The sequence below is a fragment of the Comamonas terrae genome (assembly GCF_001544075.1).
In the GTDB taxonomy this organism is placed as follows: domain Bacteria; phylum Pseudomonadota; class Gammaproteobacteria; order Burkholderiales; family Burkholderiaceae_C; genus Comamonas; species Comamonas terrae.
Window position 1 is genome coordinate 543,834 of record NZ_BCNT01000003.1, and the last position, 24,664, is coordinate 568,497.

Sequence of the window (24,664 nt, forward strand, 5' to 3'; positions counted from 1 at the left end):
CCCGGTACGGGTCGGCAAAAAGCCGGCCTGAATCGGGCTTGCTGTCGGCGCCAAATCCGCTATTGTCGCGCAGACGGGCGAATGCTGTCACCTTGCGTGGCAAAACCTTGCCCCTCGACCTCTTGCGCGCCTATTGCAGCATGAAGGTCTTGTACTCCAGCCGGTTCAGGTCGCGCGACAGCATGGACAGCCCCACGCACAGCGTGGCCAGCATGGCCAGGCAGAAACCGTAGCCGTAGAAAGCCGCCCCCAGGGCCAGCGAGACGCCGGTGAACACGATGTTCAAGGCCACCATCAGCACGCACAGCATGAGCACCGTGCGCCGTTCGTCGAGATAGAAGAACACGTTGAGCACGGCCATCACGCCCACCTGCAGGCCCGCGCCGACCACCTGGACCTGGAGCAGCGGCAGGTAAAGCTGCGATATGCCCAGCAATTGCAGCATGGCAGGCCCGGCCACGAAAGTCACCAGCACGGCCAGCGTCTGCACCTTGGCGATTTCACCCAATCCCGCCTGAATCGCATAGACCATTTCATTGCGCATGGATTCGATGTACTCGAGCGATCCGCCCCCGCGGACCGCGTCGAAGAACTTGTCGTAGTACTCGACGAAGTCGGTCTCGATACGCACCAGAAAGACCGCCATGCCGGGAATGATGGACAGGTAGGAAAGGAACACGGGCAGGTCATAGATCAGCGAAGCCCGCAATCCACCGATGATTTGCTGCGAAGTCGGCGGGAAATACCAGAACATGAACTTGTCGATCCAGATGCCGACGTTGTAGAGCACCCCGACGGCAATCAGCACCGGAAAGATCTGTGAACGCTGCATGAAGTCGAAAGCGATCCAGTGCTGCTTCAGCGGAAAACTGCGCAGCACGATGAACCACATGCCCGCAGCCAACAGAATGTGACCGAGCACGAAGCTGCCCAGCAGCCCTTCCAGGCCCCAGCGGCGCAGCGGCAGGGACAGGACCACGATCAGCACATAGGTGACGCCGAACAATGCCGCAATGGACTTGTAGTGCTTGAGACCGGACAGCAGCACGGTCAATATCCAGACCATGCACATCAACGTGAAGCCCGCCAGCATCAACAGCCGATACAGCAGGCTCTGCCCCGGCAGCGCCACAAAGAGCGCCAGCGTGCCGGCGGCGCAAGCGCAGGCCACCACGAGAAACAGCAGTCCATGCAGATTGGGCAGGATGGTTTCATCCTGCTTGAGGAACAGGCGGTCCGACACAAAACGTGTGAAGGCCAGTTGCGCCGCGCCGGTCAGGATCAGGCTGCAGGCCACGAGATAGGTCACCGAGGTCTGGAACTGCGTCACCAGCAACGGCGGCGCCACGACGCTGATGCTGAACACCCCGACCAGCAGGATGCCGATGATGGAAAACACCCAGGGGCCCGAGCCGATCACGCCTGCATAGGCATAGGCCTGGAGCACGCTGGTCAGCGTGTTCTTGCGCAGCAGGTGGCGCAGTTCAAATCCAATGCCGGCCATCAGTGGTATTCCTCAGAACGTTGCAGGGCCCTGTCATAGACCTGCCGGTAGTGGTTGAACAGCAGGTGATCGGTGTAATAGCGCTCCACGCGTGCAATTCCCGCGGCGCTGGCGCTCTGCCAGGCCTGCTGCGACTGCAGCAGTTCCAGGGCGGCATCGGCCAGCGCCTCCGGGTCCGCTATGCCGACCACACGGCCACAGGCTCCCAGCGCCCTGTCCTCGGGCTTCAGGCCCTCGATGAGCTGGCGGCAGGACCCTACATCGGTGCTCACCACGGGCACGCCCGCGGCCTGCGCTTCGAGCACGACCAGGGGCAAGGCCTCGCTGATGGAGGAAAGCACGACCACGCCGACGCGCGGCAGCAGGTCATCCACCTTCTGCATGCCCATGAAGCGCACTTGAGACTGCAGGCCCAGGCTGTCGACCAGATTGCGGCACTCCTGGGCATAGGCCGGATCCTCGGTCATCGGGCCGGCAATCCAGGCCTGGGCCTGAGGCAGATGATTCGCCACGCGACGCATGGCGCGGATGAAGGTCTTGATGTCCTTGATCGGTACCACGCGGCCGATCAGGCACAGCACCGGCGGCGTCAACGCCGGACGCTGTGCACGCAAAGGCGCAAAGCGCTCGAGCCGGATGCCGTTGGGAATGTTGAGCGTGCGCGCGGCCGGTGCGCCATCGGCCACCTGGCGCAGGCGATTGGCCTCGAACAGTGCAATGATGGGATCCGCTGCGTCGTAGCAAAAGCGTCCCAGCCACTCGAAGAACTTGATCCACATCTGCCGGAAGAAAGACACTTCCATGGGATCCCGCTGAAAGATATTGCGGTTGTCGCGGATCCACTGGCTCTTGAGCAGATCGATCTGCCTCTCCTTGGTGTAGATGCCGTGCTCGGACAACACCAGGGGCAAGCCGCGCAGATGGTGCAGCATCCCTCCCAGGAAGCCTGCATAGCCCGTAGAGACCGTATGCAGCACACGCACCGGTATCAGCCCATGGGCAATACGCGCCAGCACCCACAAGGGCTGCAGCATGATGCGCACCGTCCAGAAGAAATCGACGAAAGACGGATCGGTGCAATGGCGGCGATAGCTGTCCCGGATGAGGTCCCAGGCCTGCTGGCTGTACAGGAAATCCTCGAGAGGCAGTTGTCCCCCGGGAAGCAATTCCTGCGCCACGGCACGCATGGCCGCGAGCACCTCTTGCCGGCCTTGCGGGCTGTCATCCCGGGCTTCCAGCGCCCGCAACAGCGCGCTGACTTTGTCCAGTGCCTCGGGCCTGCCATGCCGCGGCTCGGGCTGTCCCTTGTGGCCTGGCGAATCGTAGAGAAAATGCTCCTCGAAATGCACCACATTGGCAGGCAGCTCGTAACGGAACTCCCCATAGTCTTCGCGACGGCTGCCGATGAAGACGATGGCGAACCGGTATTGCGGATAGGCCAGCAGGATTTGATGGACCCAGCTCGATACGCCGCCGCTGACATAAGGAAAGGTTCCTTCGAGGAGCAGCGCAATATCGGCTTTCGCAGCAGTAGGGTAGGCATTCATGAGGCACTCCAGTATTGGATGCTGGGGCGCAGTCGCGGCAAGGCCTGCTGCATATCGAGTGAACGCATGCGTTCCTGCACCTCGCCAAACCGGCGCTGCCCGAACAGCAGCTCGGCCTGATAAGGAACGACACGTGCGGGCGGCAGGCCCAGAGCCAGGGCGCGCTCATAGCAGGTCAATGCCTCGTCATCCTGCCCCTGCATATGCAGCAAACGCCCCTGCCGCAGTACCAGGAGCGCGCTGTCCGGACGCCGGGCCAGCACAAGGCGGCAAAAATGCAGCGACTGGGCCGTTGCATGGTCCCGCACATCGCCCTGCGCCGCTTCCTGGTAGATCAGCTCCCAGTAGAGATCGGACAGCGCCCAGGCGGCCTGCACTCCCTGGGGCCCCAATTGATCACCCTCAAGCGCTTGCGCGCGCTCGAGCTTCTGCCGCTCCTCATGAATGGCTTGGCTGAGCTGACGCTCCTTGCCATCCAGCAAGCTGTAGGCAAGCAGCCGCACATCATCGCTGGAGTCACCAAGCGCTGCACGCAACATCGGCGACGCCGTGCGGCCCGACACATGGCTCAATGCCGCCAGCGCGCGCATACGCGATGCAACGGGAACGGCCTGGTTCATCAGAAAGGATTGCAGGCCGGCCTGCCGGCGGCCGCTGCCCGATTGCTGGTGGGGATCGAAATCGGGCAAGGACAGCATGGGAAATTTCTTGCCGGCATGCGCCCCTCTCTGGCGGCTCAGCGCAATGGTGGCAATGACCGAGCCGATGAATCCGGCCACGGGCACGGCATAGGAGATCAAGGCCATCAACGCGACCAGAGCCAGCCGCTGGCGCCTCGATCCAGCCGAGGCTCCCAGGAACGGCGCAAGGCATAGCGCCAGCAGGCCGCTGGCCAGAGCGTGGGCGGCCAGATAACCCAGCAGCGCAGCATCCGAATGGCTGCGCAGCAGCCACAGGCTGCTCCAGGAGGCGGTCTCCGCCACCAGCGCAGACAGTGCCAGCTTGAAGTTAATCATGGGTCATCCTGTCAAGCTGCTCCAAAATGCTGGAGGCCGAACGCCGGTCCAGCAAGATGGTGTGCGGAAAAATTCCAGCGGCCCCCAAGGAATCCGTGCCGCGCTGGCTCAGCCAGTTTTCGATGCGATCCAGATATCCCTCGGCCGTCGCCTCGGTTCCCAGCGGCATGAGAATTGCCAGCCATTGCTTTCCTGCTGCCTCGATCAGCCAGGAACGGTCCAGCATGCGCTCCAGACGCATCAATTGCTGCGCCATCTGGCTTTGCACTGCTTGCGGAGAAAGTTCCAGCACCACGATCACGCTGCTCAGGCGCGCGCTGCGGTTGACATGCTCCATTCGCTGCAGCTCGAATGCGAAAGACGGAGGGCATTTGGGGAATGCCTGCAACAGCGGGCGTGCAAGCTGGTTGGCCGCTATGCTGTCCGTGTAATAGCCCAGCAGCAGATTGATGGTTTGAAGAGTCTCCTCCTGCAATGCGAAGAAAGGCATTTCCTCGACCAGCAACAGGCCATAGAGCTCGCCGCTCAGGTCCAGCATCGGAGCAACCACCAGATAGCGGGTTTGCTGAGTGTTTGCCAAGCCCTGGGAGATATGCGACAGAACTTGGGTATCCAGGGTCTGGCGGACCAGCGGATCGTGAGGCTGGACTTCGCTGGCACCGCCAAGCTGGGCGATGGCTCGGGATTCGGGCACGCCGTTGTGCACAGGAATCAGGCTGGCCACGCTGATCTGGCAAAACTGAGCCAGAAGATTGAGCAGGCTTTGCGCATCGCCTGGCCCGCCCTGCAGGCCGCTGAGCACGTTGATGGCATCGCGCATCGATACGGGGCGGCCAATGAGTTCCTGCTCCAGGCGGTCGTGCGACAGACGCAGCAGATAATGCTGGCGGATGAGCTGCTCGGTGCGCTGGTCCGTGTAGAACTGCGCAGTGCGCGCGCGCCGGATGCGCGCACGCCAGAGGCTGGAAATCTCGCCCACCACCATGATGATGATCAAGCCACCCAGGAAGTATTTCTGGGGAAAGCGGCTTAGATCATCCCAGTTGAAGCCCAGCCAGCCCATCAGCAGCACACCTGCCGCAGACAACCCGGCGATCGGTCCATAGCGCAGAGCCACCACCATTGGCGCCAGCCAGGACCAGGGAAACTCGTCATGCACCCACAAGGGATCGCTGCGGCTGAACACATAGCCGATCAGCAAGGCCAGCACGGGCAGCAGCAAGGTCTCGGCCACGACGATCCCGGGCCTTTCGCTGGTTTGCGCGAGCAGGCCGAGAGGCGAGCTTCTGAATTCCGCGGCAATGCCTGCCCGGCGCACGGAATCCGACGAAATGGCTGAGGGGGTCGTGGCGTGAGCTTGCATGGCTGGAATTCCTGTTCGGTGCTTACTGCGCGCTCGCCAGGCCGGTGCCCAGGAGTTTGCGGATGAGTTTCTGCCCCACGGCCGACAGGGCCTCGCGGCTCCAACCGCTCTGGCCACCGGCACCGCTCCAGACGGTGGAGCCCTTTTCCACGTCGACGATCTCCAGGGCTACGCCGACAGCAGGCTCACCGTCCACACCGACCTTGTAGCGCCACTCGTCCACGGAGCCGAGCAGCGCATAGCGGACACCTTCGCTGCGTGCCCAGGCCAGCGCATCCTCCCGGCGCTTGGTATCGCGTCCATCGAACAGGGTTTCCTGCTGCGCATCGCCGGTATAGCGCTTGACGGAATGGATCCCGCGGGTGTGCAGCAGGGTCGTGGCGATGCTTTCGGCGCGGCTGCCGGCCATGGGTGTTTCGGTATGGTTCTCGAACGGCAATACCGCCCAGCTGGCATTCTTTTCCAGGGCAGGAGCCGTGCCCTGGTCCAGGGTGGAGCATGCGGAAAGCAGCCCGATCAGGGCAGCACCCGTGAGCACGCGGATACGGGCTGCAAGAAAGGTACGGTGTGTCATGGGAGAACTCCTTGAAAGCTTCAGAAGTGAAGGCGGTAGGCGAGCTGCAGTTCGCGGGTGGTGCCGGTGGTATTCACACCCGACTTGGAGAAATTCAGGCCCACCATCAGATGGTCCGCACCGAACACGCTGGTGGCCAGGCCGAAACTCAGGTCATAGCCCGCGCCGTTGATGCTGTGATGGGTCAGGGCGAGGCTGGCAAAGGGCCGCAATGCGCGCGAGTATTCCTGCGCATAGTGCATGTTGGTCGAGACCTGGATTCCCGAGAACCGGAAGTTGCCGGGCAACAGATAGTCCATGCCGGGCACTTCGCCCGCGGGCAGATATCGCAGGACAGCGGCATCACGTCCTCCGAGCAGCGCGGGATCGCTGCGGCTGAACCGATGCCATGACGTGAAGGCCCCGAACTGGATCATCGGCGCCTCATTGCGGTAGGTATGGGTGTATTGCAGCGTGGTGTGGTTTCCCGAGCCTATGCGCGTCCCCGTCTGCAGGCGATAGCGGTCTGCAGCGAACTCCAGGCTGAGCTGGTCGAGCCGCGACAGCTGATAGCTGGCGCCCACAGCCACACGGTCCTTCATGCCGCCCATACGCATCGGCAGTGTCTCCTGGGCCTGCAGATTGCGCCCCAATGAAGCCTGTACGCTCCAGCGGTTGCCCACGCTCTGCATATGCGAGACCTGCATGGGTGTATAGCTTTCCAGGCTTTCACGCCGACCGAGCATGAACTCGCTGCGGGACTCCTGTGTCTTGCGCGTCAGGCGCAGGCCTATGCCACGCTCGGATGAAGGCGCTTGCACGGTGCCGCGATCATTCACGGTACGGCGGTTGTGATCCGCATCGAGATCCAGGGCCCAACGCGGACTTAATGCCCAATGCCAGCGCAGCTGTTTGAGCTGTTCGTCTATGCCATCCAGCCGCCGGCTGTGCAGCTGCACGCCCGCGTAGTCGCTGAAAGCCAGCAGTTGCTCGGTCAACGCCAGATGCAGGGTATCGTCATCGGGCTGGTCCAGCTGGGTCTCGAAGGCAGCTGTCTGCGCCAGGCGGCCATCGCCCGACATCGACGCGGCATTGATGCGGTCGTAGCGCGCCAGGCCTTCGTCGTGCCGCTCCAGCAACTGCCCTGCCTGGGCATGATCCTTCTCGGCCAGCGCCACGGTGATCTCCGCCCACAGCGGCCGGTTGGCACGTTTGCCGCGGCTCAGCGCATATTGCTGCCACAAGTAGCCGCGCTCGGTGGAATACTCGCCGCGATCCTGCAGCCAGGCGATGGCCAGCTCCACAGCCGCGGGCGAGAAATCTCGTCGGCCATCGGTGCCGTCCATGCGCATCAGCTCGCGCAGCAGAGCCAGTTCGTCGTCACCGTGCAGCTGCGAGAGCATCAGCCGGTTGCGGGCCTGGCGTTGCACTTCATCCAGCCCCTGCGGCGTGAGCCAGCGGCGCAACGCCCTGTCCTTCTCGGCATCCGCGGTGGCTGCGCCTTCAGCGCCAGCGAATGTTCCGCGCGCCTGCTGGACCCACAGATCCCGGCGCAACCGCCATGCCAGATCGATCTGCTGGTCCTGCTCCAGCGCATCGGCATAGTTCATCATCCACAGGAAGTCATCCCTGTTCTCTGCCAGGTGGGGGCGCAGGTAGCGCTGCAGGGCCACCGTAGGACGCGACAGCGCCATGTATGCCGCAGCCAGCGCATCGTGCATTTCCGGATCCTGGGCCCAGGCCGCCTCCACCTGCGCCAGCAACGGCTTGAGCACCGCGGCATCCTGCGTGTCGACAAGCAACCAAAGCAGTGACTGGCGCATCAGGGTCGAGCCTGGGTCCAGCTTCAGGCCGCGCTGCAGCAATGCAAGCGCCTTGTGGGCCTGACCTGCTCGCTGGTAGTAGAGTGCTGCGGCATGAAGAAAGGCTGGCTGCTCCAGCAACATGCCCGCCAATTTCGGGTCGGCCATGACCAGCGCGAGTTGCTGGCCGACCCGATTCCAGTCGCCTTGGTCCTCGAGCATGTAGAAGGCCTGGGTCAGGTGGCGCGGGTCGTGGAACTGTTCCCAGGCCCGCAGCGAGACCTGGGCGGCTTCGCGCCGGTTTGTGCGCATCAGCAGATTGATGACCTCGTCGAAATCCCGTGCCGTCGCATCCGGCATCTCCAGCAGGCGCCGGAACGCCTTGAGCGACAAATCCTCCTGGCGCTGCTTTTGCGCCACTTCGCCCAGCAGCCGCCAGTAATCGGCCTCCTCGCTCATATGGGCTGGCACACGGGACTGGGCATCCTTCAACCATTCCAGGCCCAACTCTCTTTCGCCCTGGAGAAAAGCCAGCACGGCAGCCGGCATCGTATTGGCGGGGGTACGCTGCTCCGGGTCGCGCAGCACGCGCTTCCAGGCATCGAGCGCGACCTTGTGCTGTCCCGCACGCTCGGCCAGCTGGGCCAGCAGAATCTGGGACTCCGGCGTCGAACCATGGGCCTGCAGGTAGTCGATTGCAGGCTGAGGTTCGGCCTGGCGTTCATATGCCTGAACCAGGGCCCGCTGCATGGCGAGGTCCCCGGGACGCTGGCTCAGCTGATGCCGCAGTCCGGCCACCAGCGCGCGGTCGTCGAACAGGCCGGGAGCAAGGCGCATCACGGATTTCCACGCATCTTCGCGCTGTGTGGCCTGGGCAATGGCCAGCCAGTTGTCCAGCGCTACCTGTGGGCGCCCCGACCATTCCGAAACCTGGGCCAGGCGTTCTCGCCACACCATGTTCTGAGGCGCCTGCCGCACCGCGGCATCGGCCACGCGCCAGGCGTCTTCCAGGTTGCGGTTTTCCAGAAAAACCTCATAGCCCAACTGATAGGTCTTGTCGTCAAACGGCAGACCGGGTGAAGCCCGCTTGCCCGCTGCGGCCGTACGCACCATGGCCCATCCTGACGCATTCCACGCCATATGCCTCAATGCCCAGGCTCCATCGTCGGCGGCACCGGCCACGGCCACATCCGTACCGTGCATGCTTTGCCACTGCTGCAGCAGCGACAGCTTGAGCAAAAGTTTGGCGTAGCGCTCCGCCTCTGCCGTATCCCCGGCGGCGCGTGCCAGCGCAATCAGCTTGCGCAGTGTCTCGGGGTCGCTGCCCAGCAGGTCTTGCTGCTCGCGCGCCCAGGCCAGCGCCTCCCGGGTTCTGTTTCCGGACTGCAGCACCTGCAGGGCCTGCCACAGATATTCACGCGACTGCTGTTCATCATGGATCGTGGCGCTGGCCTTGCGCAGCCAGCGGGCGGAATCCTCGTACATCGACAATCCCAGCATCTGGCGTGCTGCCGCTTCGTGGACCCGGGCCTTCTCTGCAACGTCCGGCTGTTTCTGGGCAAGCTCCTCGTAGACCGACGAGGCCAGCGGCATGTCATCGAGCACCAAAGCGCAAGATGCCAGATAGAGCACCTGCTCCTTGCTCAGCTGATCCCGTGGCACGGCCTTGAGGGCCGCAATCACTTCCGGAGCCAGCAGCTTGGCCTGCCCTGCGGCCCGATGTCCCTGCTTCTGCGCCTCCAGATAGCGCTGGTACAACGTCTGCCAATGGTCCCAGGCCTTGGCGGCGGCGTCGGGCAATGCCTGCTTGCGCGCATCCTCGGCCGCCTGCTTGATTGCCTCAAGCCGCTGCTGCTTGGCCTTGAACAGTGCCTGCAGGCGCTCGTTGCCCGGATCGCTCTTGAGCAGGTTGGTCAGATAGTTGAGAGAAAGTTCCGAGTCATCCGCAGTATCGGAGAGCCGGCGCTCCAGGGCCTGCTTCGGGAAAAGCATCCACAAGGCCCCGCCGATCAGCACTGCCAGCAGTGCAATCAGCCAGGAAGGAACCGTGATCGGGCGCTCAGAGCGCCCGGCATTGCGCTTGTAATTGGGCACGATTGTGGGCACTTCTAAAGGAACGAATGGCAGAGCGGTCCGACGCAGGCACCGCGCTGATGGGGTTTGCATTACTCGCCGAACTCAGCGAGCAGCCCGGAGGCAGATACATGCGCAGCTCCAGCGGCACATGGCCTTCCAGTGTCAAACGCAGGCCGCCATCCGGCTGGGGCTGCCACTCTCCCAGACGGGCATTGGCATCCACCAGATAGGGGAGCGCCGCAGCGGCAGCCGCTTCCTCACGCATCTTTACCCGGGCAGCGCCATTGACCAGATGCAGGTAATAGCCATCTACCCCTTTCACATAACCCGCGATGCCCGAGCCGGCGTCGACCACGGGAACACCCATGCCGGGAGGCAGACGCAGCGTGCGCAGCTGCCCCGGACCGCGCAGCCGCCAGGCATCCCCTTCCCTGCCGATCGCAAATTCGTAGAAATCCGCGACCTTGCGGATGTACTCGGAGGCATAGACCGGATGCAGGCGATGGCTCATTGCCCAGCCGTAGGCCTTGTGCAAGGCCTTGAGGCTCGCCTGCTTGCTGGCCGAATAGGAGTGGTAGTAGATATCCACCGCCTTGAGCCGCCTTGGTGCATCCGTCATCTCGAACGTCTCGATGACGCGCTCGAAACCGTAGAAGGGGCCGTGCCACAGATTGGTGTAGATATTCTCATTGGTGACAGGCGCGTAGATCTGCAGATGGCCGCCTTTCCGGATGCCCCAGCTCTTGACCTCGGTCAGCGATGGATTGCTGCGCGTGATCGAGGTATCCCCGCCGTTCATGTTGAGCAGGCCCGCCGCATCCGAAATGGCCAGGGCCTCCGCGCTGGGAGCCGTATCGCCCGTCCACAGGAACACCTTGACCGGCTTGCCCTCGGGCGCCAGGCGTCTGCGGATGTAGTCGACCGAGCCCTCGATTTCGCGGCGCAGATCCATTTGATAGCCTGGAATGTTGAGGTTCAGATCCACTTCCTTGCTCTCCGCAAACAGGCCGTGGCTCACGGTCCGGTCCCACAGATAGGGGTGCGAATAGGAGTGGCTCGCGATCTCGACATTCGGCATCGCGAAGATGCGCCTGGCAATGCCTTCGAGCTGATCCGCCCAACGGGGATACAGGCCCTGGGGCGACACTTCGGCTTCGATGACGGATATCGTATGCGGGATGCGATAACGCTCCAGGATTTCGCGGCGCAGCATTTCTCCGGCAAAAGGAGCTCCGGGCGCCTCGGCCCTGGAAGGAAAGCCGTCACCGTCCACATGGGCCATGAGCAACCGGCGGCCGTTCTCGGTTGTCACGTCCGGCACCGGGAAATCAGGGAGCCTCAGCGCCTGCTTCAGCAGCTTGAACGGATCAACCACCCATCTCGACTGCTCAGTGCCTGGTATGTCGGCCACCACGTAGGGACTCATCGCAAAGCCTCCCCATGGCGTAATGGCCGCCGAGACAAAGCGCTGCCCCTTCGCATCATCGAAAGACAGCAACTGCCTGCTCTGCTGCAGCATCTGCGGCGTCAGCAGCCAGCCGGAGTAGTCATGCGCCGGATCGGCAGGCTCGGCCTCGAAGCCCATCAGCGGCGACTGCTCGGCCTTCTTCAGCGGAAAGGCCGGCGCGGCCTCCATGCTGCGCACCCCCAGCGTGGTCATCAGCGTGCGATCCAGCGGAATGCCCGGCGCGTCCATCATCAGCACCGGCATGCCTTGCTGCATCTGGCGCGTGAGCCATGCACGCACATCCTTGAAACGCGCATCGGGAATGGCGCCGCCGAACCAGCTCACCACACCGGCATAGCGATCGCGCACCACATCGGCCGGCAATGGAGAGCGGACATCGGCATAGTCCACGATATAGCCCATGTAGTTGATGGGCATCTCCAGAAAGCGATGGGCCGACGAATAGTTCAGTGCCGGGTCGTCAGCACCGTTGTAGAGCACCAGCACCCGGCGTGCCACGGTTTCGACGCTACCTATGCCCAGCGTCTGCAGGTCGGCATCGCTCACCCAGGGAATGATGCCCAACTGCGCAATGCGCCGTGCCGTGTCGCGCGTGGCATCGCGATCGTGAGGCGCCACATAGTCGATGGCCAGCACCGGCAGCTTGTCGCGCTCGCGAATGGCCTGCAGCTGCTGCAGCAGCCATTCGCGGTCCTTGGCCGGTATGTCCACATAGCGCTTGAGGTTTGCATCCCAGCCGCGATACAGCGACTCCGCGGCCACCATCTGGATCTTGTCGCGCACGCGCGGCACGATCTCGAAGCCGCGGTTGAGAATCAGCCGGATGCCCGGGAAGCGCTGATGCAGGGTGTCGATGACGCGGACCAACCCCTCCTGCTGCGCAGCTTCATCGAAGTTCGCGGCCAGGCGGTAGGAATCCAGCGTATCCAGAAAGAAGCCCCGGAACCCCTTGTCCCACAGCGGAGCAATCACCTCATCCGCGAAGAATGCCGGCCATTGCGCAGGGGTCTGGTCGATCACGATCGAGCGCCAGGCTCCATTGCGCGCCAATTTCCATTCGGCAGGAATTTTCCGGAAATAAGCCCTGTCCGGCAGCACCTCTGCCACCGAGGCATAGGCATAGAGCTCGCTACCCGGCGACTGCTGGCGAAAGCGCACCGGATCATAGCCATGGTCGGGTTCGACGACGGCGATGTCATACAGGCCGAGCTCGCTCAGCGAAGCCTTGCTGCCGTAATAGACGGCCACCGCCGGCTCTGCAGCCTGGATGCACCAGCTGCACAACAGCGCCCAGCAGAACACGCAGCTTCGCAGGAAAGCGTTCACGGCTTCTCCCTTGGAAAGGTAGTTTTAAGAATCTATATAGTTATTTTGTATCGACAACCAACTTTCGTTTGTTAAAAACTTTCGCGAAACAGGGGAAACACTAGATTACGCGTAAATATGTTACTTAGCGTGTCTTCTAAAAATTTCTGCTTCCGCGTGTATCCAAGAGTAGCTGCCATGGAAGACATGGCAATAGCGGTAGGTAAAAGCACCGACGAATAAATGCAGAGCGCCACGCTCGCCCGCAGTAATGGATGCATGAGGAAAGCCAATACCATTGCAGCCATTCAGAATCCGATCCGTGCGCCATGTCCGGCCAACACACAAAACTTCCTCTTCATTTGCAACATGCGTATCGACACGCCCTGTACCGCGTGCATGGGGGAAGCGATCCCGGAATGGACTGGCTGCTGCAGGTCGGCGTGCACCAGCCCATGCTGCTGGCCGGCTATGCGCGGCATCAGGTCCGCTGCGCCACCTATCTGACGGCCTGCAATCCGCATGGACAGTTGCTTGGCGCCGAGGACAATGCCCGACGCATGCACCAGCTGCGTGAAGCGCTGAAGGCCGGCAGCTGGAAGTTCGAGACCGGAGTCGGCCAGGATCCGCAAGGCCAGTGGCCCGGCGAAGCCAGTGTGCTGGTCTGGGGCATGGATGTGCCTGCTGCACGCACCTGGGGCGAGCAATGGCAACAGAATGCCGTGCTGTTCTGCGATGTCGATGCGACACCGGCGCTACTGTGGCTGCGCTGATCTCTATCGATTTGATAGCTGCCTCCGCTGTCCAGCCTTTAGATCCAGAGCATTGCTGAGCTGAACTGAAGGTAGGAGCGCGCAAGCTGCTATCGAAATAAAAAACGCCCCGAAGGGCGCTTTTTCGACCAAGGCTGCAGCCATGGGCTTCCATGGGTTTCATGGGCAGTTTGCTGCCCCATCGGGAGCTCTCACCGGTGCCCATGGTCTGGCGGCTCTCACGTGCCGCAACCCCGGTCAGGTTGCGGCTTCCAGTCCTTCAGGGCCGTCCGCGAAGGACGAGCCCATGGCCTTAGCGAGGCAGCTCGCTGCAGCCCATCAGGAACTCGTCCACCGCACGCGCGGCCTGGCGGCCTTCGCGGATGGCCCACACGACCAGGGACTGGCCGCGGCGGATGTCGCCGGCGGCGAACACCTTGGGCACGCTGGTCGCGTAGCCGCCGATGAAGTCGGTCGTGGCCTTGGCGTTGCCGCGTGCGTCCTTGTCCACACCGAAGGCATCAAGCACGGTGGCCACCGGATGCACAAAGCCCATGGCCAGCAGCACCAGGTCGGCGGGCCAGACCTTTTCGGTGCCTTCCACTTCGGCCAGCTTGCCGTCCTTGAACTCGACCTGCACGGTGCGCAGGCTCTTGACCTTGCCCTTCTCACCGATGAATTCCTTGGTGGAGATGGCAAATTCGCGCTCGCAGCCTTCGTCGTGGCTGGACGAAGTGCGCAGCTTGATCGGCCAGTAGGGCCAGACCAGGGGCTTGTTCTCCTGCTCGGGCGGCATGGGCATGACCTCGAACTGGGTCACGCTCTTGGCGCCGTGGCGGTTGCTGGTGCCCACGCAGTCCGAGCCCGTATCGCCGCCGCCGATCACGATGACGTGCTTGCCGTCCGCGCGGATCTGGCCCTTGAGCTTGTCGCCGGCGTTGACCTTGTTCTGCTGCGGCAGGAACTCCATGGCGAAATGGATGCCGTCCAGGTCGCGGCCCGGCACGGGCAGGTCGCGCGACTGCTCGGAACCGCCGGTCAGCAACACGGCGTCGAACTCGGCCTTGAGCTGCTCGGGGCTGATGGTTTCCTTGGCCCAGTTGGTGACCTTGGAGTCCTGGCCCAGGCCGTCCTTGCCGGCGATGAGCACGCCGGTGCGGATCTTCAGGCCCTCGGCCACGAGCTGCTCGACGCGGCGGTCGATCAGCGCCTTGTCCAGCTTGAAGTCGGGAATGCCGTAGCGCAGCAGGCCGCCCACGCGGTCGTTCTTCTCGAACAGGGTCACATCGTGGCCCGCGCGCACCAGTTGCTGGGCGGCGGCCAGGCCGGCCGGGCCGGCGCCGACCACGGCCACCTTCTTGCCCGTCTGGTGCTTGGGCGGCAGGGGTTGGACCCAGCCTTCCTCCCAGGCGCGGTCGATGATGGCGTGCTCGATGGACTTGATGCCGATGGGCGCGATGTTGATATTGGCCACGCAGGCCGCCTCGCAGGGAGCGGGGCAGATGCGGCCCGTGAACTCGGGGAAGTTGTTGGTGCTGTGCAGCGTGGCGATGGCGTTCTTCCAGTCGCCGCGGTACACGAGGTCGTTGAAATCCGGGATGATGTTGTTGACGGGACAGCCGTTGTTGCAGAACGGCGTGCCGCAGTCCATGCAGCGTGCCGCCTGCTGGCGTGCCTGGCCTTCATCGAGGCCGATCACGAACTCCTTGTAGTGCTTGAGGCGTTCGGCGACGGGCGCATAGCCCTCTTCGATGCGTTCGTATTCGAGAAATCCGGTGGTCTTGCCCATGGTGTTCAATCCTTGAAATCTGTGTTCGCGAGAAGTTCAGCGGCGGCCATCACTTGGCCAGGGCTGCTTCCTTTCGGGGAGTGGCTTGCGCGGATGCGGCTTGCTTTTCCTTTTGCTTGCGTTCATAGATCTCGCCGAGGGCACGCTGGTACTCGGTCGGGAACACCTTGACGAACCGGGCGCGCGCGGCGGCCCAGTTGTCCAGCAGCTCGCGGGCGCGGGTGGAGCCCGTCCAGCGGCTGTGCGCCTCCAGCAGTGCACGCAGCTGCTCATCGTCGCTCTGGCCGCGGTGCCAGATGGCGGGGTCGATGCGCGAGACGAACTCGTCGTGCGGCAGCACCTTCTCGAGCTTGACCGAGGCGGTGTTGCAGCGCTGGGCGAACTGGCCGTCCTCGTCGTAGACATAGGCCACGCCGCCGCTCATGCCGGCCGCGAAATTGCGGCCCGTCCTGCCCAGCACCACCACGGTGCCGCCGGTCATGTATTCGCAGCCGTGGTCGCCCACGCCTTCGACCACCGCCGTGGCGCCCGACAGGCGCACCGCGAAGCGCTCGCCGGCCACGCCGGAGAAGAAGGCCTCGCCGCTGGTGGCGCCGAACATCACGGTGTTGCCCACGATGGTGTTGGCCGTGGCATTGCCGCGGAATTCATGGCTGGGACGCACGATCACGCGGCCGCCGGACAGGCCCTTGCCCGTGTAGTCGTTGGCTTCGCCGGTCAGGTTCAGCGTGATGCCGTTGCACAGGAAGGCGCCGAAGGACTGGCCGCCCGTGCCCTCGAAGTGGATGCGGATGGTGTCGTCGGGCAGGCCTTCGGGGTGCACCTTGGTCACGGCGCCCGAGAGCATGGCGCCCACGGAGCGGTTCACATTGCGCGCCACTTCCATGATGCGCACGGGCTCGCCCTTGCTGATGGCAGGCTGGCAGCGCTCGATGAGCTTGGTGTCCAGCGCCTTCTCCAGGCCGTGTTCCTGCTTTTCCACATGGTAGCGGGCCACGTCGGCAGCCACTTGCGGCTGGGCAAACAGGCGGCTGAAGTCCAGGCCCTGGGCCTTCCAGTGCTCGATGCCCTTGCGGGTGTCGAGCAGGTCGGAGCGGCCGATCAGGTCGTCGAACCTGGCAATGCCCAGCTGGGCCATGATCTGGCGCACTTCCTCGGCAATGAAGAAGAAGTAGTTCACCACATGCTCGGGCTTGCCCGAGAACTTCGCGCGCAGCACCGGGTCCTGCGTGGCCACGCCCACGGGGCAGGTGTTGAGGTGGCACTTGCGCATCATGATGCAGCCTTCGACCACCAGCGGCGCCGTGGCGAAGCCGAACTCGTCGGCCCCCAGCAGCGCACCGATGACCACGTCGCGGCCGGTCTTCATCTGGCCGTCGGCCTGCACGCGGATGCGGCCGCGCAGGCGGTTGAGCACCAGGGTCTGCTGGGTTTCGGCCAGGCCGATTTCCCAGGGCGAGCCGGCATGCTTGATCGAGGACCAGGGCGAGGCGCCCGTGCCGCCGTCATGGCCGGCGATCACCACATGGTCGCTCTTGCACTTGGCCACGCCTGCGGCAATCGTGCCCACGCCGACTTCGGACACCAGCTTGACCGAGACGTCGGCATGCGGGGCCACGTTCTTCAGGTCGTGGATCAGCTGGGCCAGGTCCTCGATCGAATAGATGTCGTGGTGGGGCGGGGGCGAGATCAGGCCCACGCCGGGCACGCTGTGGCGCAGCGCACCGATGTAGTCGGAGACCTTGCCGCCGGGCAGCTGGCCGCCTTCGCCGGGCTTGGCGCCCTGGGCCATCTTGATCTGGATCTGGTCCGAGGAAGCCAGGTATTCGGCCGTGACGCCGAAGCGGCCCGACGCCACCTGCTTGATCTTGGAGCGCAGCGAATCGCCGGCTTCCAGCACGATGTCGGATTCGACCTTGTCCTTGCCGATGATGGAGGCCAGGGTCTCGCCCTTGGTGATCGGAATGCCCTTGAGCTCGTTGCGGTAGCGCCTGGGGTCCTCGCCGCCTTCGCCGGTGTTGCTCTTGCCGCCGATGCGGTTCATGGCCACGGCCAGCGTGGCATGCGCCTCGGTGGAGATGGAGCCCAGCGACATGGCGCCGGTGGCAAAGCGCTTGACGATTTCCTTGGCCGGCTCGACCTGGTCCACGGGAATGGCCTTGGCCGGATCGAACTTGAACTCGAACAGGCCGCGCAGCGTCATGTGGCGCTTGCTCTGGTCATTGATGATCTGGGCGTATTCCTTGTAGGTGCTCCAGTTGTTGGCACGCGTGGAGTGCTGCAGCTTGGCAATGGCGTCGGGCGTCCACATGTGCTCCTCGCCGCGGGCACGCCAGGCGTATTCGCCGCCCGCGTCCAGCATGTCGGCCAGCACCGGATCGTCGCTGAAGGCAGCCTCGTGGTTGCGGATGGTTTCCTCGGCGATCTCGAACACGCCGATGCCCTCGACGCGGCTGGCCGTGCCCGTGAAGTACTTCTCCACGGTGTCGCTGTTCAGGCCCACGCATTCGAAGAGCTGTGCGCCGCAGTAGGACATGTAGGTGGACACGCCCATCTTGGACATGATCTTGGACAGGCCCTTGCCGATGCCCTTGACATAGTTGTAGACGGCTTTCTCGGGCGTGACCGGGCTGCCTTCGCGGCGGAAGATGTCCACCAGCGTTTCCATGGCCAGGTAGGGATGCACGGCTTCGGCGCCGTAGCCGGCCAGCACGGCGAAGTGGTGCACTTCGCGGGCCGTGCCGGTTTCCACCACCAGGCCGGCCGTGGTGCGCAGGCCTTCACGCACAAGGTGCTGGTGGATGGCAGACAGGGCCAGCAGCGCGGGAATGGCCACCTGCGTGGCGTTCATGCCGCGGTCGCTGATGATGAGGATGTTGGCGCCGCCCTTGATTTCGTCCACGGCCTGCGCGCACAGCGAGGCCAGCTTGGCTTCCACGCCCTGCTTGCCCCAGGCCAGCGGGTAGGTGATGTCGATGGTGGCGCTCTTGAACTTGCCGTGCGTGTACTTTTCGATGTCGCGCAGCTTGGCCATGGCCTCGAAGTCCAGCACGGGCTGCTGCAGCTCCAGGCGCATGGGCGGGTTGACCTGGTTGATGTCCAGCAGGTTGGGCTTGGGGCCCACGAAGGACACCAGGGACATGACGATGGCCTCGCGGATCGGGTCGATCGGCGGGTTCGTCACCTGGGCGAACATCTGGCGGAAGTAGTTGTACAGCGGCTTGTTCTTGTCGGACAGCACGGCCAGCGGGCTGTCGTTGCCCATGGAGCCGATGCCCTCCTCGCCCTTCTCGGCCATGGGCGCGAGCAGGAACTTGATGTCTTCCTGCGTGAAGCCGAAGGCCTGCTGGCGGTCCAGCAGCGGCAGCGCGGCAAACGGCACCTGCTGCTCGGCGCTCTGCGCGGGTTCGCCGGTTTCCAGGCTGTCGAGCTTGATGCGCAGGTTCTCGATCCACTGCTTGTAGGGCTTGGTGTTGACGATGTTGGCCTTGAGCTCCTCGTCCTCGATCATGCGGCCCTGCTCCAGGTCGATGAGCAGCATCTTGCCGGGCTGCAGGCGCCACTTGCGCACGATCTTGCTGTCGGGCACGGGCAGCACGCCGGCCTCGGAAGCCAGGATGACGAGGTTGTCGTCGGTGATGCAGTAGCGCGAGGGGCGCAGGCCGTTGCGGTCCAGCGTGGCGCCGATCTGGCGGCCATCGGTGAACACGATGGAGGCCGGGCCGTCCCAGGGCTCGATCATGGCGGCGTGGTATTCATAGAAGGCGCGGCGGCGCTCGTCCATGGCCTCGTGCTGCTCCCAGGGTTCGGGGATCATCATCATCACGGCCTGGCTGATCGGGTAGCCGGCCATGGTCAGCAGTTCCAGGCAGTTGTCGAAGGTGGCCGTGTCGGACTGGCCGGCGAAGCTGATCGGATACAGCTTCTTGAGGTCTTCTCCGAGCACGGGCGAGGCCATCACGCCTTCGCGCGCCAGCATCCAGTTGTAGTTGCCGCGCACGGTGTTGATTTCACCGTTGTGGGCCACATAGCGATAGGGGTGGGCCAGCGGCCACTCGGGGAAGGTGTTGGTGGAAAAGCGCTGGTGCACCAGGCCGATGGCCGAGACGCATCGCTCGTCGGACAGGTCCTTGTAGTACACGCCCACCTGGTCGGCCAGCAGCAGGCCCTTGTAGACCACGGTGCGGCTGCTCATGCTGGGAACGTAGTATTCCTTGCTGTGCTTGAGCTTGAGGTTCTGGATGGCGGCGCTGGCCGTCTTGCGGATCACGTAGAGCTTGCGTTCCAGCGCGTCCTGCACGATCACGTCCGTGCCGCGGCCGATGAACACCTGGCGCAGGATGGGCTCCTTTTCCTGCACGGTGGGCGACATGGGCATGTCGCGGTTCACGGGCACGTCGCGCCAGCCCAGCAGCACCTGGCCCTCGGCCTTGATCGCGCGCTCCATCTCCTGCTCGCAGGCCAGGCGCGAAGCATGCTCCTTGGGCAGGAAGATCATGCCCACGCCGTACTCGCCGGCCGGCGGCAGTTCCACGCCCTGCTTGGCCATCTCTTCGCGGTAGAGCTGGTCGGGAATCTGGATCAGGATGCCCGCGCCGTCGCCCATGAGCTTGTCGGCGCCCACGGCACCACGGTGGTCGATGTTCTCCAGGATCTTGAGCGCGCCCAGCACGATGTCATGGCGCTTCTCGCCCTTGATGTGGGCCACGAAGCCCAGGCCGCAGGCGTCGTGTTCGTTGCTCTTGGAGTACAGACCGTGGTTTTGGAGATGCTGGATCTCGGAAGCCGTCGTCATGGGGGAATCCTCAGTTTTCTATCGCAGGGACCGCAAGATTACGACAGCACATGACCTTATGCAATATTTTTTAATTGGGGTCAGATACTAATTAATATCCAATAAGTTTCATAAGAGATTAATTAGGGACACCTTAAAATCAAAGGAAAGAACCCCATTGAATCAACAACTTAGGAAATTACTCTTCGGAGGTTTGTACGCTCTTGGGAGGGCGCCCGGCCCGCTGGCGCTTCACGCGCCGCTCGGTTTGCTGTTGCAATTTTTCAATGAATGCCTCATCGCCCAGGGCCCAGCCGCGCATCGCCGCGTGGCTGATGCGCTCCTGATCGCTGCTGGCCAGACCCGCTTCCACTACCTGGGCATAGGCGGCATCGCGCGCGAACGGCGTGTTGCCCAGCGTCCAGAACATCCGGTGCGGACTGACCAGCGCATCGTTGCGCAGGCCGGCATTGGCCCCGTGGCTGGACCAGGGCCAGTCCGCAGCCTTTTGCACCAGGCCCGCACGGACGGGATTGAGGTCCATGGACACCATGGTGGGAATCAGCCATTCCTCGGCCTGCAGCACCGTGCAGCGGTAGCGCCCTTCCCACAGGGTACCGCTGCGGCCATGGCGGTTGTTGAAATAGCGCACATAGCTGCGCCCCACAGCCTGCATGAGCTGCGGCAGCGCCTCGGCCGTGCGCGGCGTGAGCAGCAGGTGGAAATGGTCGGGCATGAGCACGTAGGCATGCACATCCACATCGAAGCGCCGCGCCATCTCGCGCAACAGGTCCAGCATGGTTTGCCGGTCCTGCACATCGACAAAGATCTCCGCGCCGTTGTTGCCGCGCTGGATGACGTGATGCGCCTGGTTGGCGAGGGTGAGGCGGGGCAGACGGGCCATGGGGCAAAAAAGCGCTGTGCAGGTGGAAAAGCGGTGCGGCAATTATGGAGCGCCCGCTCGCACCTGCGCTCCTCGGCCATCGGGCATCACAGCTGCATGCGCCCCGATGCGCGCAGCAGCTGGCTGATGTGCTGCGTGGCAGCGAGCAGCTGGGGCAGCAGCTGCTCGCGCATCATCTGCACGCTGTTGCGGTTGGCCTGGCCGCTGATGTTGAGCGCGGCCACCGTGCGGCCGGCGCCGTTCTTCACGGGCGCGGCAATCGAGATCAAGCCCTCCTCCAGTTCCTGGTCCACCAGCGCCCAGCCCTGGGCGCGCACTTCGAGGATGCGCTGCAGCAGCTTCTCGTCGTCCTGCTCCGTCAGCGCCGTGAACCGGCGGCGGTCGCGTGCGGCCAGCAGCGCGCGCAGCGATTCGTCGCTCTCGCTGGCCAGCAGCACGCGCCCCATGGAAGTCCAGCAGGCCGGCAGGCGCGAGCCCACGCTCAGGTTGGTGCTCATGATCTTGTGCGTGTGCACGCGCAGCACGTAGACGATTTCGTCGCCGTCGAGCACGGCGGCCGAGCAGGATTCGCGGATCTCGTCGGACAGCCGCTCCATGACGGGCTCGGCCAGGTTCCACAGCGGCGTGGAGCTCAGATAGGCAAAGCCCAGCTCCATGATGCGCGGCGTGAGCTGGTAGTACTTGCCATCGCTCTTCACATAGCCCAGCGTCTGCAGCGTCAGCAGGATGCGGCGCGCACCCGCACGCGTCAGCCCGGTGGCGGCAGCCACTGCGCTCAGCGTCTGTTCAGGCGCCTGGGCGCTGAAGGAGCGTATGACCGCCAGCCCCCGCGCAAAGGACTGGACATAGCCGTCTCCGGGCTTTTGCGCCGGGGCCTGCCCGGTGTCGGCACGGCCACCAAGGGTTTCCACCGATGTGGTTACTACCGTCGATTTCGCAGAGGGGGGATTCATATAATTCTTTCAGCGAACAAATGTTCTTATTACGAACATATTAGCAACAGACGTCCCCCGGGACAACGGTTTATCGGGAATATTCCATGATCGACAAAATTGCCGACACGGTCGCCGAGGCGCTGTCGGGCATCAAGGATGGCGCCACCGTGCTGATTGGCGGCTTCGGCACTTCCGGCAACCCCACGGAACTGATCGACGGCCTGATCGCCCACGGCGCGCGCGAGCTCACGGTGGTCAACAACAATGCCGGCAACGGCGATACCGGCCTGGCCGCCCTGCTCAAGAGCGGCCAGGTGCGCAAAATCATCTGCAGCTTTCCGCGCCAGGTGGACAGCTGGGTGTTCGACGAGCTGTACCGCAGCGGCAAGATCGAGCTGGAACTCGTGCCCCAGGGCAACCTGGCCGAGCGCATGCGCGCCGCCGGCGCCGGCATCGGCGCCTTCTTCTGCCCCACGGCCTACGGCACCGAACTGGCCAAGGGCAAGGAAACGCGCGAGATCGACGGCCGCCAGTACGTGCTGGAATACCCGATCCATGGCGACGTGGCGCTGGTCAAGGCCGAAAAAGGCGACCGCTGGGGCAACCTCACCTACCGCATGGCTGCGCGCAACTTCGGCCCCGTCATGGCCGCGGCCGCCCAATTCACCGTGGCCACGGTGCATGAGATCGTGGAGCTGGGCCAGCTCGACCCCGAAGCCGTGGTCACCCCCGGCATCTACGTGAGCAAGGTGGTCAAGGTGCCCCGCGTGGCCACCCAAGCCGGCGGTTTCAAGAAATGAGCACCCCTGAGCAGCTCGCCGCATCCCCCCGGGGGACGGCGGCCCTTGCCGGCCCTCTCGGCTTGGGCTTCGCCAGTTGCATGCACCAGCCCTCATTGGCGGTCGAAATCAAGGAAAGACTAGTGTGAACAGCTATCAGAAACGCAGCAAGCAGGAACTGGCCCGGCGCGTGGCCCAGGACATCTTCGACGGCGCCTATGTGAACCTGGGCATCGGCATGCCCACGCAGGTGGCCAACTACATTCCCGCAGGGCGCGAAGTCATTCTGCACAGCGAAAACGGCATCCTGGGCATGGGCCCTGCGCCCGCCGAAGGCCAGGAGGACTACGACCTGACCAATGCCGGCAAGCAGCCCGTGACCCTGCTTCCCGGCGGCTGCTACTTCCACCATGCCGACAGCTTCGCGATGATGCGCGGCGGCCATCTCGACATCTCGGTGCTCGGCGCCTTCCAGGTGTCGGCCACGGGCGACCTGGCCAACTGGAGCACCGGCGAGCCCGGCGCCATTCCCGCCGTGGGCGGCGCGATGGACCTGGCCGTGGGCGCCAAGCAGACCTGGGTGATGATGGACCTGATGACCAAGTCCGGCGAATGCAAGGTGGTCCAGGCCTGTAGCTACCCGCTCACCGGGCTGGCCTGCGTCAAGCGCATCTACACCGACCTGTGCTCGCTGGAATGCACGCCGGGCGGCCTGCGCCTGATCGACACCGTGGCTGGCCTCTCGCACGCCGAGCTGGAGCGGATGATCGGCCTGCCGATTCAGCCCGCAACTCCGCAATAAGCACCAAATCGCGCTCCATCGCTTACCCATCAAGCGCTGACAGCTCTCTTTTTTGAATACCCTCCAGGAGACACCATGACCCAAGCCTTCATCTGCGACGCCGTGCGCACTCCCTTCGGCCGCTACGGCGGTTCTCTGGCCGGCGTGCGCACTGACGACCTCGGCGCCGTGCCCATCAAGGCACTGATGGAACGCAACCCCAACGTGGACTGGACTGCCGTGACCGACGTGCTCTACGGCTGCGCCAACCAGGCCGGCGAGGACAACCGCAACGTGGCGCGCATGTCGTCGCTGCTGGCCGGCCTGCCCATCGATGTGCCCGGCGCCACCATCAACCGCCTGTGCGGCTCGGGCCTGGATGCCGTGGGCTCGGCCGCACGCGCCATCAAGGCCGGCGAAGCCCGTTTGATGATCGCCGGCGGCGTGGAGAGCATGAGCCGCGCCCCCTTCGTCATGCCCAAGGCCGAGAGCGCCTTCAGCCGCAGCAACGCGGTGTACGACACCACCATCGGCTGGCGCTTCGTCAACAAGCTGATGAAGGCCCAGTTCGGCGTGGACTCCATGCCCGAGACCGCCGAGAACGTGGCCGACGACTTCAAGATCGAGCGCGAAGCCCAGGACCGCATGGCGCTGGCCTCGCAGCAGAAGGCCGCCGCAGCCATCGCCGCCGGCTACCTGGCCAAGGAGATCGTGCCCGTGTCCATCGCCCAGAAGAAGGGCGACCCCGTCATCGTGAGCCAGGACGAGCATCCCCGCGCCACCACCCTCGAGGCGCTGGCCAAGCTCAAGGGCGTGGTGCGGCCTGACGGCTCGGTCACCGCCGGCAACGCCAGCGGCGTGAACGACGGCGCCTGCGCCCTGCTGCTGGCCAGCGAGGCCGCCGCCCAGCAGTACGGCCTCACGCCGCGCGCCCGCGTGGTCGGCATGGCCACGGCCGGCGTGGCGCCGCGCATCATGGGCTTCGGGCCCGCACCGGCCGTGCGCAAGGTGCTGCAGCTGACCGGCCTGACCCTGGACCAGATGGACGTGATCGAACTGAACGAAGCCTTCGCCGCCCAGGGCCTGGCCGTGCTGCGCGACCTCGGCATCGCCGACGACGACCGCCGCGTCAACCAGTGGGGCGGCGCGATCGCGCTGGGCCATCCGCTGGGCGCCTCGGGCGCGCGCCTGGCCACCACGGCCGTGAACCAGCTGCACACGCTGGGCGGCCGCTATGCGCTGTGCACCATGTGCATCGGCGTGGGCCAGGGCATCGCCGTGGTCCTCGAAAAAATCTGATCCATCCATAGAACAAA

Annotated in this window: 15 protein-coding genes; 4 read left to right on the forward strand and 11 right to left on the reverse strand. The window is 64.2% G+C overall.

What is annotated here, in order from left to right; genetic code table 11:
• Nucleotides 1–130 precede the first annotated feature (130 nt).
• The 7 genes from pelG to Cte04_RS05920 all read right to left on the reverse strand — a co-directional run bounded on the left by pelG (nucleotide 131) and on the right by Cte04_RS05920 (nucleotide 12,655).
• On the reverse strand, nucleotides 131–1,504 hold the full coding sequence (gene pelG / locus Cte04_RS05890; protein WP_066473556.1) for an exopolysaccharide Pel transporter PelG: 1,374 nt from the start codon (nucleotides 1,502–1,504) through the stop codon (nucleotides 131–133).
• Nucleotides 1,504–3,051, reverse strand: coding sequence for a GT4 family glycosyltransferase PelF (pelF, locus tag Cte04_RS05895; RefSeq protein WP_066473560.1), 1,548 nt, complete (start codon nucleotides 3,049–3,051; stop codon nucleotides 1,504–1,506). The genes pelG and pelF overlap by 1 nt, the downstream gene beginning before the upstream one ends.
• Nucleotides 3,048–4,067, reverse strand: a complete 1,020-nt coding sequence (locus tag Cte04_RS05900) for a tetratricopeptide repeat protein (RefSeq protein ID WP_066473564.1) — start codon at nucleotides 4,065–4,067, stop codon at nucleotides 3,048–3,050. The genes pelF and Cte04_RS05900 overlap by 4 nt, the downstream gene beginning before the upstream one ends.
• Nucleotides 4,060–5,277, reverse strand: coding sequence for a PelD GGDEF domain-containing protein (locus Cte04_RS05905; RefSeq protein WP_245633300.1), 1,218 nt, complete (start codon nucleotides 5,275–5,277; stop codon nucleotides 4,060–4,062). The genes Cte04_RS05900 and Cte04_RS05905 overlap by 8 nt, the downstream gene beginning before the upstream one ends.
• A gap of 175 nt (nucleotides 5,278–5,452) precedes the next feature.
• Nucleotides 5,453–6,004 (reverse strand): penicillin-binding protein activator LpoB, encoded by a 552-nt coding sequence (locus Cte04_RS05910; protein WP_066473568.1) that lies wholly within the window; start codon nucleotides 6,002–6,004, stop codon nucleotides 5,453–5,455.
• A gap of 20 nt (nucleotides 6,005–6,024) precedes the next feature.
• Nucleotides 6,025–9,879: a tetratricopeptide repeat protein gene (locus Cte04_RS05915; RefSeq protein ID WP_066473571.1), complete on the reverse strand. Its 3,855-nt coding sequence runs from the start codon at nucleotides 9,877–9,879 to the stop codon at nucleotides 6,025–6,027.
• Nucleotides 9,845–12,655: a bifunctional glycoside hydrolase/polysaccharide deacetylase family protein gene (locus Cte04_RS05920; protein WP_066473574.1), complete on the reverse strand. Its 2,811-nt coding sequence runs from the start codon at nucleotides 12,653–12,655 to the stop codon at nucleotides 9,845–9,847. The genes Cte04_RS05915 and Cte04_RS05920 overlap by 35 nt, the downstream gene beginning before the upstream one ends.
• Nucleotides 12,656–13,053: 398 nt before the next feature.
• On the opposite strand from Cte04_RS05920, the gene Cte04_RS05925 reads away from it, so the two are divergent.
• Complete coding sequence (locus tag Cte04_RS05925) at nucleotides 13,054–13,407, forward strand: DUF3293 domain-containing protein (RefSeq protein WP_245633302.1); 354 nt, start codon at nucleotides 13,054–13,056, stop codon at nucleotides 13,405–13,407.
• Between the two features lie 292 nt (nucleotides 13,408–13,699).
• Here Cte04_RS05925 and Cte04_RS05930 read toward each other — a convergent pair whose 3' ends face one another.
• The 4 genes from Cte04_RS05930 to Cte04_RS05945 all read right to left on the reverse strand — a co-directional run bounded on the left by Cte04_RS05930 (nucleotide 13,700) and on the right by Cte04_RS05945 (nucleotide 21,806).
• Entirely contained in the window at nucleotides 13,700–15,175 is a 1,476-nt protein-coding gene (locus Cte04_RS05930) for a glutamate synthase subunit beta (protein WP_066474043.1), read from the reverse strand.
• A 49-nt stretch (nucleotides 15,176–15,224) separates the two neighbouring features.
• Nucleotides 15,225–19,970 (reverse strand): glutamate synthase-related protein, encoded by a 4,746-nt coding sequence (locus Cte04_RS05935; RefSeq protein WP_066473579.1) that lies wholly within the window; start codon nucleotides 19,968–19,970, stop codon nucleotides 15,225–15,227.
• Nucleotides 19,971–20,148: 178 nt separating this feature from the next.
• Nucleotides 20,149–20,853 (reverse strand): transposase, encoded by a 705-nt coding sequence (locus tag Cte04_RS05940; protein ID WP_066473580.1) that lies wholly within the window; start codon nucleotides 20,851–20,853, stop codon nucleotides 20,149–20,151.
• Nucleotides 20,854–20,939: 86 nt separating this feature from the next.
• Nucleotides 20,940–21,806, reverse strand: coding sequence for an IclR family transcriptional regulator domain-containing protein (locus tag Cte04_RS05945; RefSeq protein ID WP_083526519.1), 867 nt, complete (start codon nucleotides 21,804–21,806; stop codon nucleotides 20,940–20,942).
• Nucleotides 21,807–21,892: 86 nt separating this feature from the next.
• Between Cte04_RS05945 and Cte04_RS05950 the strand changes: the two genes are divergently transcribed.
• The 3 genes from Cte04_RS05950 (at nucleotide 21,893) to pcaF (ending at nucleotide 24,647) form a co-directional block, all read left to right on the forward strand.
• Nucleotides 21,893–22,588, forward strand: coding sequence for a 3-oxoacid CoA-transferase subunit A (locus Cte04_RS05950; RefSeq protein ID WP_066473585.1), 696 nt, complete (start codon nucleotides 21,893–21,895; stop codon nucleotides 22,586–22,588).
• A gap of 124 nt (nucleotides 22,589–22,712) precedes the next feature.
• Nucleotides 22,713–23,369 carry a 3-oxoacid CoA-transferase subunit B gene (locus Cte04_RS05955; RefSeq protein ID WP_066473590.1) on the forward strand — a complete coding sequence of 219 codons (657 nt, stop codon included), beginning with the start codon at nucleotides 22,713–22,715 and terminating at the stop codon, nucleotides 23,367–23,369.
• A 75-nt stretch (nucleotides 23,370–23,444) separates the two neighbouring features.
• Nucleotides 23,445–24,647, forward strand: coding sequence for a 3-oxoadipyl-CoA thiolase (gene pcaF, locus Cte04_RS05960; protein ID WP_066473594.1), 1,203 nt, complete (start codon nucleotides 23,445–23,447; stop codon nucleotides 24,645–24,647).
• Nucleotides 24,648–24,664 lie beyond the last annotated feature (17 nt).